This window comes from Gracilimonas qinghaiensis, from assembly GCF_046602855.1.
GTDB lineage: Bacteria > Bacteroidota > Rhodothermia > Balneolales > Balneolaceae > Gracilimonas.
Window position 1 is genome coordinate 30,325 of record NZ_JBKINJ010000002.1, and the last position, 13,502, is coordinate 43,826.

Sequence of the window (13,502 nt, forward strand, 5' to 3'; positions counted from 1 at the left end):
CTATAGCTCTTCCCTTATGGCCTTGATCCGTTTCAGTACGGGGGGGTGCGAATAGTTTAGCCACACGTAAAACCAGTGAGGAGTTAGGTTAGACAAGTTGTCCTTTGATAATTTTTTCAGGGTTGAAATCATATTCTCCGGTTTACCTGTAGTATTTGCCGCAAAATAATCGGCCTCAAATTCATGTTGTCTGGACAGTATTTGCATAAAAACGGACAGTATCATATCAATTGGTGCGTACAGCATTCCAAAGAAAATCAGTCCTGCATATACCGACATTTCTTCCATATAAAAAGCTTCAAATAAACCTTCGGCATTCAAAAATATCGATAACAGATAGAACATCACTCCCGTTTGAAGGATACTTGTTGCCATTCCCTTGACGATATGCTTTTTCTTATAGTGGCCGATCTCATGAGCCAGTACAGCTACAAGTTCATCATTTGTGTGTTTTTCTATAAGCGTATCATACAGCGCTACCCGTTTATTCTTTCCAAACCCCGTAAAGAAAGCATTAGATTTACTGGAGCGCTTTGAACCATCTATGACAAACAAACCTTGTAACGGGAAGTCAACCTTTTCTGTATAGTTTTCTATAGCTGTTCTGAGTTCCCCTTCTTCAAGCGGGGAAAATTCATTGAATAGAGGCATGATCCATGTTGGTGCAATATACTGCATGATTAGTGTAAAGGCTGTTACAGCTCCCCAGGCATATAACCAAGCCAGATCTCCAGCGTACATAAAAAACCATAAAATTCCGGCAAGCAACGGAGTTCCGATCAGTAAACTTAATCCAAGGCCTTTTACCAGATCCAATACAAAGGTCTTTGGCGTGGTCTTGTTGAAACCAAATTTTTCTTCGATCACAAACGTAGAGTAAATACTAAACGGAAGATTAATGATCATTTTAGCAACGATCAAAATTCCAATATATAATAACCCGGTTACTAACTCTCCATAGCCCCAAGCCCTCACAACCTGGTCCAACCAGTTAAATCCACCTGAAAACCAAAAACCCAGTACCAGTAACAGGTCAAAACCTCCGGTGATGAATCCAAACTTGGTTCGTACTTTCGTGTACTCCTGAGATCTGGCATAGGTATCCTCATCATACACTCCCTCAAATTCATCCGGCAGTTCTTTGGAAAGTGATTTCAGGTTTAAATAGTTGGATGTAATATCCAAAATGAAATCAATGGCGATGGTAACAAGTATGATGATGGCGTAGATGTTCATGTATAGATCACTAAAAATTTGTGTTCGCGACAAAGGTACGAATAAAGCTGTGAAAATTGGCTTGGCTAAATTTATTAGGGCCATAAATAAAACAAATTAGTTTAATGTTAAACTAATTAAGTTAATTCGTATATTTGTAGTAGAAATTAAATCAAAATAAGATCATGAATCATCATAAAGGAATACATCACATAACCGTTTTGGCGGGTGAGGCACAGACAAACGTAGAATTTTACACAAATAAACTCGGCATGCGGTTAGTTAAGAAATCCGTCAATCAGGATGATCCCGGCACCTACCATCTTTTCTACGGAAATCAGGCGGCTGAACCGGGATCCAGTCTGACCTTTTTTCCCTGGCCTATGGCTCAAAAGGGTAAAGCCGGGGTTGGAGAGGTTGTCAATGTCGGGCTTCAGGTTCCCAAAGGTTCTGAGAATTACTGGAAAGACAGGTTGGATGAATATAATATTGCATTTGAAACCGTGGAAGTATTTGGTCGTGAAGCTCTCCGCTTTGATGATCCCGATGGATTAGAACTGGATATTGTATTTGAAGGTGAAGCGAAACCAAAAATAGAAAATATAGACTATATCGTTCCTGCTGAACACACCGTTCAGGGATTTTGGGGGGCACGCATGCTACTTACAGAAAAACAGCATACTGAAATGCTTCTTGGGGAGCTATTTGATTTTGAGAAAGTTACTGAAGAAGGCAACCAAACCCTGTATCAAACAGATGCTCCCATTGGCCGTAACATTATAATCGAAAAAGCGGATAACGCAGAAAACGGAAAAAATGGTCGCGGTATCGTGCATCATATTGCTTTCAGGGCAGAGAATCAGGACGAATTGGATGCACTACAACAAAAGGTTGGTAAAAAAGGACTGAATCCTACCCAGATCATCGATCGCCACTGGTTTAAATCCGTTTATTATCGCATACCGGCCGGAGTTCTTTTTGAGATGGCATCCGATGACCCCGGTTACACCGTAGATGAGGAATTTGAGCATCTCGGAGAAAAATTGATCTTGCCGCCATGGCTGGAATCCAAACGGGATAGAATTGAGCAGATGCTTCCGGATATTGAAGCCGCCTCAGCATCTTAATTATACCGTAGGGACGTATGGCGATACTCCTCTACGATTCATATAAATTGACAAAATCTAATTCTACATATTTATGAGTTTATTCCGAGTAGACAAAACCACTAATTTTGAAGGCCCCCATCAGTCAACACCTATATTGAAAGGCGGATCAGAATCGTCTGAAGCAGAAGTTGCTATGATCCTCATTCATGGTCGTGGAGCTACAGCCGACAGCATTCTTACCCTAGCTGATGAACTTGATATTGACAAAAAATTAACGCTTCGGGCCCCGCAGGCTTCTCAAAATACCTGGTATCCATACTCATTCATGGCACCGTCCGATAATAACGAACCCAATCTATCCTCTGCCCTGCAAAAGATCTTTGACATCATTCAGGAATTGAAAACAGATGGATTTTCAGAGGAAAACATTTACCTGACCGGATTTTCACAAGGAGCCTGTCTGATCTCTGAATTCGTAGCACGACATCCAAAAAAATATGGTGGACTCATCGCACTCAGTGGCGGTCTCATTGGAACTGGTGATTCGGTAAACCAACAGGATTATGAGGGTGATCTTGAAGGTACGCCCGTTTTCATGGGTTGCAGTGATGTTGATCCGCATATTCCAAAAGAACGGGTAGACGAATCTGAGTCAGTACTAAATATGCTGAATGCAAATGTCACCAAAAAGTTTTATCCGGGTATGGGACATACTGTAAACCAAGATGAGATAGACCACATAAATCAGATGATCAATAAATAATTATAGGTTTGAGCCAAGGCATTATCCAACAGTGTTTCAAGAATTCTGTTTAATAATCGATTCCGATTCGGTCCTTGAGCTTATTCTTGAGAGCCTCTTCGAGCTTTTTCTTCTTTTCCTCTAATTCTTTCTGCTTCTTCTCTACTTTATCAAGTTGTTCCTGAATCCTAGTCTGCATCTCATTATAACGATCCATGATCTCTGCTTCTTTTTCACTCTTGAAAGCAGCCAGTTCTTCTTTTTTACCGGCAACCTGTTGCTTAACTTCGGCTTCTATTTTGCGTTTTGCTTCAGCCACTTTTTCGCTTACGGTTTGTCTCAATGCATTCATAAACAAGTCATCCACATTGGAACGAAGCCGGACACGAAGAGGTCCGTCGACATTATCTATTAATGCAGAAATATCTATTTGATCAGTATTTCCAATAGCGCTTCTGATCAATGACTCTAACTGATTCTTAGGCTCTCCAACAGATGCAAAATCAAAGCTAATATCATTGGCAATGTAATCAATACGGCTATCTATTCTTTGGCCTGTCAGATTCAGCGCAACATTTACGTCCCCCTTTCCGGATTTCAATTCATAGGGCAAGAGGTCAGAACCGGATAATTTTGCATTCGCAAGTGTAAAGCCCGAATAATTGAACTCAAAACTCTCACGCGGTCTTTCTTCCAGATAATTGAATTCCCCGGTCAAGCTTAGGTTGACCTGATTTTCATCTACCCCCCCGATATTAAACTCGATAGGCTCGCCCGCTTTCTTCTGATCACTGCTGATATTTGTAACCTGCCCACTGATAGCAACGTCTGAAAGTGTTCTACCTGATAGTTCAACATTCTTAAACCAAAGACCCGGCAGATCGTATTTATCTGAGAATTGATAATTAACTCCTTCATATCGCGGAATCCTTTCTGTCCCATCATCGCCCATAAAACGGCTTCCATATTCCCTGGCAATAGCTACATATTCCAGATATACAGCATAGTCACCAAGCAAATTTTCACCAAATAAGGCCGTTCCAATATTTTGAACATCAAGATCAGGTAACTTAGCCATATTTACAGCGCGCTGATAATCATCCTGTATCCAGTTGTCGACTTGCGATATCTCATCCCTGCTTGTTCCGTAATCGTTCTCAAAATTCTGTTTGAGTGTTTGGGCACGATTCCTGAGTGAATCGACTTGGTTTTTCAGCTTCTTAACCTGTTCGATCATAGCAACTACTTTTTGGGGATCCTTAAACTCCTGAACCTTAATACTATCTACCCTCTTATTTATTTGGGCGATCTCTTGATTAATATTTGTGTTATTGAAGGTGCTATCCCATTTAGTATAGGTTTTCCTGATCCCATTTCTGAGTGAATCTATCTTATCATCCGTTCGGATATCAATGCGTGCCATCAGGCTGTCCACATTCAGGTCATCTCGTATATCAGTAAATTTCACCTCCGCATTCTTCCTGGCCTGACTGGTTACTTGATCCACAACTGAGTATATAAAGCCGGGCTCCTGATCCTTTTCTTCCTCAGGAATTTCAAAATATCCATCCGTTTCACGCTCGGTGGCTAGCTGAAATCCGGTTAACTTTACGTTATTAACAACTACTTTGTTCGCTAAAATAAGCGGCCAGAACTGCATACTGAATTCCGTCTCACCGGTTTCAAATGTATTTTCCATAGTGCTGTTCTTGTTAGCAACCTGAAGACGATCCCACTTCAGTTTCAAATTCAGTAAACTAAACTCAAAGCCATCGAATTCTACCTTAGCTTCATTAAGAACACTTGCTTCATATTCAATGTTACTTTCTATCCAGTCATCGGTTACGAAATATGCAGTCGCAAATCCTAACCCGATCAATACTAATACTGTAATTACGCCTCCCAATCTCATCCTATTATCCTCTCACCCGGTTTACAGTTTTATAAATTGAATACAGATTTGTTGACTTAAAAGCCTGAACAATCTTTAGCTTTTGAACCTTTGCATGGATCTTCTCACGATACTGTAATACTAAAATCCGGAATAAAGGAAATGCAGGAATCGATAATATCACAGCTGTAACAAAACTACCGATCACTACGGTATTATAGAACTTGGTTAGTGCCCACCATTCATTATTATACATGTTGGTGTAAGTTTCCTGCAGGCCCTCAAGCTCCAGCAGCCAGATTCCGAAATTATGAAATAATGGATCAGCCAAATAAGCCACTCCGCTGAATATCATAAACGATAGCAATGCCATACCGATATTGACCCGAAGCACCATTATTAAAACTACAATAAATAGATTATGAAATGACATGATCGGAGTCAGCCCGATTATCATCCCCAATATCATTCCGCCGGCAATTTGCGAGGGTGAGGCTTCGGAAGCCAAGGCTTTAAGAAGCTTTGCAAAATATTTCAAAATCAGGAACATAGTACCCTTAATGAGTTAGCTTTAACTTTTTACTAAAATAACCAAAATGCTTCAAACTTCTTATTTTCTGTTTGGTCAGTGACTTAAAATTGAAACTCTTGGGAAGATAACCGATTTGGTTATATTCAATTCACAATCGATAGTTTAAAACCTATGTTTCAATTACAAGAATATTTACTTTTAGGTGTATTGTTTATTTGTCTGGCAATACTTTCAGCATGTGAGTCCTCATCGACGGATGGTGCCCCTGATTCTTTTGCAGACAACCCCACTACCCAAGCTGAGGCTCCATATCCCTGTGAAGATGGTCAGGCTTTAAATTACGACTGTGGGAATGTTGATCTTTTTGCTCACCTAAACATTTATGAATTGAGTGGTATTCAAAATGGAGTATATCTTAATGACATCTGGGGCTGGACAGATCCCAAATCTGAAAAAGAGTATGCATTGGTTGGGCTGACAAACGGTGTTTCATTTGTGGATATCAGTGACCCGGATGAACCGGTTGTTGTGGCTCGGCTTCCGGAATCTGACCTAAGAAATAAATATAAATCCATTTTACCTGCCGAATATCCTGCATGTAATCTTGGAATTGGTGCTACGCAACGATCAAAAGCTTTGGGTCAAGGTTCATCATGGAGAGATATCAAGGTTTATGACGATCACGCCTTTGTTGTCAGTGATGCACAGCCACACGGAATGCAGGTACTGGATCTTACCAAGCTCAGAGATTATAGCGGTGAAGTTTTGAATCTGGAACACGATTTTCTTTACGAACGTCTTTCATCAGCCCATAATATTGTGATCAATGAAGAAACCGGATATGCCTATGCTACCGGTGTAACTCAAGCAGAAATTTGCGGTAGCAGGGATGAATCCGGCTTACATATGATCGATATTCGGGAACCGAAAAACCCCACCTTTGCCGGTTGTTACGTTGAACCTACCACCAGCTACGCCATTGCCCCGGGCTACGTTCACGATGCGCAATGCATCATCTACGACGGGCCGGATAATGAACACACCGGAAAGGAAATCTGCTTTAACTCAGCAGAAGGTAATGTGCTGATCGCAGATGTTACCGACAAGAATAATCCCAGGACCATCAGTATGAAAAGTCAGGCAAATATGCAGTATTCCCATCAGGGTTGGCTGACGGAGGACCAGGCTTATTTTTTGATGAACGACGAGCTTGATGAGCGTAACCTAATGAGAAACACTAAAACCTACATTTGGGATGTACGTGACCTGGATGACCCTCTCTTTATCGGCTATTATGAGCATCAGACCTTTTCTATTGATCATAACCTATATGTAAAGGGAGAGCATGTGTATCAGGCGAATTACAACGCCGGACTACAGATAATGAATATATCAAACATAGCCAATGGAGAACTGGAACGTACGGCTTATTTTGACACACAGCCTGGATCAGATGCCTCATTATTTGAGGGCACCTGGAGTAACTATCCGTATTTTAAAAGCGGCATGGTAGTGCTCAGTGATATTGAAAACGGTCTATTCATTGTAAGGCCCAGACTGTAGAAACCTTTCAAAGCTTAACCATATATTTAAATTTGTGGGCTCTAACATTTCCCAAACATTAAGAAGTGCTCCTGACAGCCTGATTTCTTTGAGGTACCACTATATTTGCTTACCTTTTGCACGATTTTAAAACGGTATCATAACACCGAATCAGTTAGTAAAAAAGCTAAACTTTATGGATCTATTTGACAAGCTAGAGAACCGCCCAAGCCCACTTGGACCATTCACTTCCGAAGGCTACGGATATTACACTTTTCCCAAACTTGAAGGGCCACTAGGTCCTGAAATGGAATTCAACGGTAAAGATATGGTCGTTTGGAGTATCAACGACTATCTAGGCATTGGTAGTAATGAAGATATCAAGAAAACGGATATTGAGGCTACCGAAAAATACAGCTTGAGTGCACCAATGGGTGCGCGGTTAATGACCGGAAACTCTACTGAGCACGAATTGCTTGAAGAAGAACTGGCAGCTTTTGTCCATAAAGAAAAAGCACAGCTATTGAACTTCGGTTATCAGGGAATCATGAGTGCTATCCATGCCCTAGTTGATCGTAACGACATTCTGATCTACGATGAATTAAGTCATGCCTGTATTGTAGACGGTAAACAGCTGTCTATGGCTGACAAGTTCGTATTTAAACATAACGATCTCGAAAGCTTCAAGAAGCAGCTTTTTCGTGCTAAAAAGAAAATGAAAGAAAACACGTCTATCCTTGTAGTCACTGAGGGAGTTTTCGGTATGACGGGTGATCTAGGTATACTAAAAGAGATCATCGAACTCAAAAAGGAAGTTCCATTTCGCTTATTGGTTGATGATGCACATGGCATTGGTACAATGGGTAAAGATGGATCCGGTACCGGGACACATCTTGGAATTCAGGATGAGATTGATGTTTATTTTGGTACTTTTGCAAAATCTTTTGCATTGATCGGTGCTTTCATCGCTTCCGAGCCAAGAGTGATCGAATTTTTGAAGGCGAATTCCAGAAGTCAGGTTTTTGCAAAATCTCTGCCATTACCGATTGTTGTTACCGCTCGTAAACGTTTGCAGATGATCAAAGACAATCCACAGTGGAGAGAAACACTTTGGAACAATACTTTAAAACTACGAGAAGGCCTGCGCGAGATCGGCTACACGGTACTTCCATCTGAAAGTCCGGTGACACCGGTTCTAACCAAGGGTAGTACTGATCTTTGTCAGGATATTATGCGGAAACTGCGTGAGGAACACGGCGTATTTGTAAGTGGTGTTGCCTACCCTGTTGTACCGAGAGGTACGGTGTTGATCCGCCTTATCCCAACCGCCGCTCATAATGATGCTCATATTGAACAAACCCTGAAAGCATTCGAAGCCATCAAAGACTACGTATTTGAAGCGGCTGAAAAACTAAGTGCTTAAAATTTAGAGCACATTCTGATCAGGTTTCTGTCAAAAGGATAAAAGAAAAAAATGAGCCCGTTCAGTGAAAACTGAACGGGCTTTTTGTTTAAGATCTCAATACCCTTACCTGCTCGAATGCAAAGGTTTTTACGTCCATCTCTGAGTCCAATGCAATCAACTCTCCTTTGTTATTTGCTCCCAAAAATTTGAACTTACCGGAAAGAATCTCATCATTAACTTTCAATTTCACCCAATCACCATAGCCTGAAAGTGACTTGTTTACTTTTTTAAGTAAATCCGGATCCTGTTGACTCCAAAGCCTGTATTTGTACTCAATATCCTGAACAAGATGAGCTAACAATTCCTCTCGATCCATCTTATGTTTAGACTCGATGCTGAGGGAAGTAGCATCTTTAGAGACTGAATTTGAGAACTCTTGTTGATTTACGTTCAGCCCAATACCTGCAATAACCCTATCCAATTTATTTCCAATAAAAACTGTTTCAGTAAGTATGCCACAGAGTTTTTTTCCATTCACCAAAACATCATTAGGCCATTTGATCTTTGGTTTAAGATCTGTGAGGTTTTCTATTGTGTCTTTAACAGCCAATGCACAGGTTAAAGTAAGCAAGTTAAGCCTATCTGGGTTAGATGGTTGAAACAGTAGGCTAAAGGTAAGATTCTGTCCCGGTTCTACGACCCACTTATGTTCATGCTGTCCCCTTCCTTTGGTTTGAAAATCGGTTATTACCAAATTACCGTGGAGTGAGCCTTCTCCTTTCAATTTTTTTGCAGAAGTATTTGTAGATGGAAGTTCCTCAAAAAAATAAAGGCTACGCCCCAACCAGGAGGTAGCCAATTTATTTTCAAATTTTTCTGTATCAAACACAATGACTTAGAAAGTTTGGTTCAGGTTTACTCAAACAAAGTAAAATAAAACCGGCAATCTTCCCTACATACTTCTGTATTAATCTCCGATCTTTACGACTGAATCTTCCGTGCCAAATTCATTTGGCACATACTCATCAGCCGTATCATCGTTTTCCCAGCGTTCTCCGTCTATCAGATACTTAAATCTGTATTCGGTTTGAGGTTTCAGGCGAAGCGTGGTTGTCCACTTACCATTCTTCTTTACAAGCTTCTCTGATTCAGTATCCCAGTCGTTAAAGCTGCCTGCAACAACTACCTTTTTTTCTGCCCAGTCTTCAGGTACAGATAAGGTTACTTTGCAAACGGTTCGTTTTGGGGTGAATTCTTTTGAAATCATAATACTAGATTTTCTTCAATGAGTGAGTGAGTGAGCACCTAAAATACCTATATTAATTAACTAGCACAATGATAATACATAAAATTAAACCGCCCCAAAGAGTATTTAAATAATATTATTAAATATATATTTAGATATTAGTAATTATTTAATAATTGGAAGCGATTCCTGCTATAAATATTACGCTTATTTTTCAGTGAACTGCTAATAAAATAAAACCTATAATACTCTTCATTTGTGGCAGTATTTCTGACAAGAATAAAAAATGGCAGGATATTTGATAGATAAGAACTAAACAGTTGAACGGCCTTGTTTATAAGGTTAACTTTCAGAGTTAAGCAATTAATTAGCAGATCATCAATCCCCTATTATGTTAGATAAAATCGGTAAAGTAATTACCAAGATATTTGGTTCTAAGAGCGAAAAGGATATTAAGAAAATTCAGCCCGTCTTAGAGCAAATCAAATCTTATGAAGATCAGGTAAAACAATTATCGGATGATGAGTTAAAAAGTAAAACTGATGAATTCAAGCAAAGGATCAAAGATGCTACATCCGACACCGTAGCAGAAATTCAGGAGATCAAATCGCAGCTTGATGATCTTGAGAACCTTTCCCCAAATGAACACAGGGAAATGGCGGAATATCTGGATGAGCTCGAGGCAAAAGAGCTGGATATTATTGAAGATGTATTGGAGGAGATACTACCCGAAGCATTTGCCGTATTAAAAGATACCTGCCGCCGGTTCGTTGGTAAATCCTGGAAAGTTGGCGGTAATGAAACCACCTGGGAAATGGTACCCTATGACGTTCAGCTTATCGGTGCTATTGTATTGCATCAGGGGCGAATTGCTGAAATGAAGACCGGTGAGGGTAAGACCCTTGTTGCTATTTTTCCTGCTTATTTAAATGCATTGGCCGGTAAAGGTGTGCACATTGTTACAGTAAACAACTACCTGGCTATGCGTGATGCTGAATGGAATGAACCGATATTTAACTTCCATGGACTCGAGGTTGATTGTATTGACAAATATCAGCCCAGCTCTGATCAGCGTAGAGAAGCTTACAAAGTCGACATTACCTATGGCACCAATAATGAATTCGGTTTTGATTACCTGCGTGACAACATGGTCGTTGAACAAGATCAGTTGGTTCAGCGTGAGCATCATTACACCATTATTGATGAGGTCGATTCCATCTTGATCGATGAAGCCAGAACACCACTGATTATTTCAGGTCCGGTCCCTCAGGGTAACCAGTCTGACAAATATGTTGAAATGAAACCACGTGTTGAATCACTGGTTCTGGCTCAGAAGAAACTGGTTGCCAACCTGGTAAAAGAGGGAAAGGAATTATTGGAACAGGGTGATGAGGAAAAAGCCGGGCTGGCTTTATTCCGGGCCGTCCGCGGATTTCCCAAGAATTCCCAACTTCGAAAAATGCAACAGGACCCAAAGATCCAGAAGCTTATCCAAAGAACAGAATCTTTTTATCTGCAGGATAATGCCAAGAACATGCCCGTAGTTGATGAGTACCTGTATTACGCAGTAGATCCGAAAATGAATTCTATTGAAATGACCGAGCAGGGTCGTGAATTCATTACTAAAAAAGGCGAGGATGAAGATTTCTTCATCATTCCCGATCTGGGAGAGGAAACGGCTGTTATCGAAAAAGAGATCGATAAGCTGAAAGAAGAAAAGCTTCAAGAGGTTAGAGATAACGATGAGTTCAGTGAAGAATATAAACAGAAGAAGATAGAAGAAGTTGAGCAGGAGATACGCCAGGAGCGTGAACGCCGGTTCAACGAGCTTCATCGCAAGTTTGCTGAGAAGGGCGATCGTATTCATACTGTCAATCAGCTGCTGAAAGCTTACACCAATTTTGAGCGTGAAGAGGAATACATTGTTCAGGATGGTAAGGTTCAGATCGTAGATGAACATACCGGACGTGTACTTTCCGGGCGTCGTTATTCAGATGGATTGCATCAGGCAATTGAAGCTAAAGAACAAGTTAAAGTTGAGGCTTCAACCCAGACCTATGCTACTATAACTCTTCAGAACTACTTCAGAATGTATCATAAGCTAGCCGGTATGACGGGTACAGCTGAAACTGAAGAAGGTGAATTTAACGAGATATACGAACTTGACGTAGTAGTGATCCCTACCAATAAGCCTATTGCCAGGGATGACAAGGAAGATCTTGTCTTTAAGACCAAACGAGAAAAATTCAACGCCTCAATTCAAAGGATCGAGGAATACCACAAAAAAGGTCAACCAGTATTGGTTGGTACCACAAGCGTAGATGTTTCTGAAACTATGAGCCGAATGCTTAAACGTGCCGGCATTCCCCATAACGTTCTAAATGCCAAACAGCATGCTCGTGAAAGTGAGATCGTGAAACAAGCCGGTGAGATCGGTGCCGTAACGGTTGCTACCAACATGGCCGGCCGTGGTACTGACATTAAACTGGCCAAAGGTGTGAAGGAATTGGGAGGGTTAGCCATTCTTGGTACAGAACGTCATGAATCACGCCGGATTGATCTTCAGTTACGTGGTCGTGCCGGTCGTCAGGGAGATCCGGGTGAAACGCAATTCTACGTATCTCTAGAAGATGACCTCATGGCAATGTTTATGTCAGACCGGGTTGCCAACGTCATGGATAAGCTCAGCTTTGAAGAGGGCGAGGTTATTACCCATCCATGGATCACCAAGTCCCTTGAGCGTGCCCAGTCCAAGGTAGAGCAAAATAACTTTAGCATCAGGAAGAGGCAGCTGGAATATGATGATGTTCTGAACAACCAGCGTAATGTGATCTACGCACGAAGAAAACATGCTCTTTCCGGTGATCAGTTGCGTACCGATATCCTTGATATGCTTGACGACCTGATCGAAAATATGGTGTATGATCACGTGGCTTCAGGCGATTACGATGGTCTGCATGAAAAAACACTTCGCCACCTGGCCGTTGATGTTGATTATGACCGAGAAGCATGGGCCAAGATGAATGAGGATGAACTTAAAGATCATGTTGTTCAGAAAGCCCTCGAAAATTACCGTAAAAAGGAGGAGCGTATTGCTAAACCTTTATATGAGGTAATGAAACGCATCAACGAGGCAAACCCTGATAATAGGCCTGACAAAGTTCAGGTAGTGTTCACAGATGGCATCCGCCGGATGCGTATTGTAGTTGATGTTGAAAACGCTCTCAAAAACGAAGGACGCGAAGTAGCTCGTTCACTTGAGAAAAGTGCTATTCTTTCCATTATCGATCAGAAATGGATGGAGCACCTTCGTGAATTGGATTCTGTAAAAGAAGGTATCGGGCTTCGTTCGTTTGCACAGAAAGACCCCCTGCTCGAATACAAGCGTGAGGCTTTTGATATGTTCAAGATGCTTTTGGATGAAATAAATAAAGAGGCTATTTCAGTTATCTGGAAATCTGTTCCTGAAGTTCAGGCTGAAGACAAAAGTCTACAACAGGCTCAAAAACAGAAATCCCGGTACGACACCTCTGCTATGGAAACACAACACTCCGATTCTACCGGCATGGGCCTCAAAGCTCCAGCGCAGCAATCAGGAGGAGGCCAGCAGCCACAGGGTGGTAATGCCAAACGACAGCCTGTTGAAGTTGAAGAAGAACCGGGCCGTAATGACTACGTGACTGTTCAAAACATCAACTCAAATGAAACCAAAAAAGTGAAGTGGAAATACGCCAAACGTATGGTGGATGAAGAAGGCTGGGTAGTTGTTGAAAAATAAAACAACTTCCCCCTTTAGGAACCACTGATCAGGCAATTTCCA

At 41.2% G+C, this 13,502-nt stretch carries 10 protein-coding genes; 5 read left to right on the forward strand and 5 right to left on the reverse strand.

Annotated elements, in window-relative coordinates:
- Positions 1-1,236: a M48 family metallopeptidase gene (locus ACKGJO_RS10095; protein WP_411323317.1), complete on the reverse strand. Its 1,236-nt coding sequence runs from the start codon at positions 1,234-1,236 to the stop codon at positions 1-3.
- A 164-nt stretch (positions 1,237-1,400) separates the two neighbouring features.
- Between ACKGJO_RS10095 and ACKGJO_RS10100 the strand changes: the two genes are divergently transcribed.
- Together ACKGJO_RS10100 and ACKGJO_RS10105 are read left to right on the forward strand one after the other, a co-directional pair.
- Positions 1,401-2,342 (forward strand): VOC family protein, encoded by a 942-nt coding sequence (locus ACKGJO_RS10100; RefSeq protein ID WP_411323318.1) that lies wholly within the window; start codon positions 1,401-1,403, stop codon positions 2,340-2,342.
- Between the two features lie 73 nt (positions 2,343-2,415).
- Positions 2,416-3,087, forward strand: coding sequence for an alpha/beta hydrolase (locus tag ACKGJO_RS10105; protein ID WP_411323319.1), 672 nt, complete (start codon positions 2,416-2,418; stop codon positions 3,085-3,087).
- 49 nt (positions 3,088-3,136) lie between these two features.
- Here ACKGJO_RS10105 and ACKGJO_RS10110 read toward each other — a convergent pair whose 3' ends face one another.
- Both ACKGJO_RS10110 and ACKGJO_RS10115 read right to left on the reverse strand, forming a co-directional pair.
- A complete protein-coding gene (locus tag ACKGJO_RS10110; RefSeq protein WP_411323320.1) occupies positions 3,137-4,978 on the reverse strand; it encodes a TIGR03545 family protein in 1,842 nt (613 codons plus the stop codon).
- 4 nt (positions 4,979-4,982) lie between these two features.
- Positions 4,983-5,507, reverse strand: a complete 525-nt coding sequence (locus tag ACKGJO_RS10115; RefSeq protein WP_411323321.1) for a DUF2062 domain-containing protein — start codon at positions 5,505-5,507, stop codon at positions 4,983-4,985.
- A gap of 153 nt (positions 5,508-5,660) precedes the next feature.
- Here ACKGJO_RS10115 and ACKGJO_RS10120 point away from each other — a divergent pair, with 153 nt between their 5' ends.
- Both ACKGJO_RS10120 and ACKGJO_RS10125 read left to right on the forward strand, forming a co-directional pair.
- Positions 5,661-7,052, forward strand: coding sequence for a choice-of-anchor B family protein (locus ACKGJO_RS10120; RefSeq protein ID WP_411323322.1), 1,392 nt, complete (start codon positions 5,661-5,663; stop codon positions 7,050-7,052).
- Between the two features lie 175 nt (positions 7,053-7,227).
- Positions 7,228-8,454 carry an aminotransferase class I/II-fold pyridoxal phosphate-dependent enzyme gene (locus ACKGJO_RS10125; RefSeq protein ID WP_411323323.1) on the forward strand — a complete coding sequence of 409 codons (1,227 nt, stop codon included), beginning with the start codon at positions 7,228-7,230 and terminating at the stop codon, positions 8,452-8,454.
- 88 nt (positions 8,455-8,542) lie between these two features.
- On the opposite strand, the gene ACKGJO_RS10130 is transcribed toward ACKGJO_RS10125, so the two are convergent.
- Positions 8,543-9,325, reverse strand: coding sequence for a biotin--[acetyl-CoA-carboxylase] ligase (locus ACKGJO_RS10130; RefSeq protein ID WP_411323324.1), 783 nt, complete (start codon positions 9,323-9,325; stop codon positions 8,543-8,545).
- A gap of 78 nt (positions 9,326-9,403) precedes the next feature.
- Positions 9,404-9,703 (reverse strand): isoamylase early set domain-containing protein, encoded by a 300-nt coding sequence (locus ACKGJO_RS10135; protein WP_411323325.1) that lies wholly within the window; start codon positions 9,701-9,703, stop codon positions 9,404-9,406.
- Positions 9,704-10,085: 382 nt separating this feature from the next.
- Here ACKGJO_RS10135 and secA point away from each other — a divergent pair, with 382 nt between their 5' ends.
- Positions 10,086-13,460 carry a preprotein translocase subunit SecA gene (gene secA, locus ACKGJO_RS10140; protein ID WP_411324082.1) on the forward strand — a complete coding sequence of 1,125 codons (3,375 nt, stop codon included), beginning with the start codon at positions 10,086-10,088 and terminating at the stop codon, positions 13,458-13,460.
- The last annotated feature ends 42 nt before the right edge of the window (positions 13,461-13,502 follow it).

What these genes read in the sequence shown, in the direction of transcription:
- ACKGJO_RS10135 (WP_411323325.1), bottom strand. Translation starts at nt 9,703, where the DNA reads ATGATTTCAAAAGAATTCACCCCAAAACGAACCGTTTGCAAAGTAACC.
- ACKGJO_RS10095 (WP_411323317.1), bottom strand. Translation starts at nt 1,236, where the DNA reads ATGAACATCTACGCCATCATCATACTTGTTACCATCGCCATTGATTTC.
- ACKGJO_RS10125 (WP_411323323.1), top strand. Translation starts at nt 7,228, where the DNA reads ATGGATCTATTTGACAAGCTAGAGAACCGCCCAAGCCCACTTGGACCA.
- ACKGJO_RS10120 (WP_411323322.1), top strand. Translation starts at nt 5,661, where the DNA reads ATGTTTCAATTACAAGAATATTTACTTTTAGGTGTATTGTTTATTTGT.
- ACKGJO_RS10110 (WP_411323320.1), bottom strand. Translation starts at nt 4,978, where the DNA reads ATGAGATTGGGAGGCGTAATTACAGTATTAGTATTGATCGGGTTAGGA.
- ACKGJO_RS10115 (WP_411323321.1), bottom strand. Translation starts at nt 5,507, where the DNA reads ATGTTCCTGATTTTGAAATATTTTGCAAAGCTTCTTAAAGCCTTGGCT.
- ACKGJO_RS10100 (WP_411323318.1), top strand. Translation starts at nt 1,401, where the DNA reads ATGAATCATCATAAAGGAATACATCACATAACCGTTTTGGCGGGTGAG.
- ACKGJO_RS10105 (WP_411323319.1), top strand. Translation starts at nt 2,416, where the DNA reads ATGAGTTTATTCCGAGTAGACAAAACCACTAATTTTGAAGGCCCCCAT.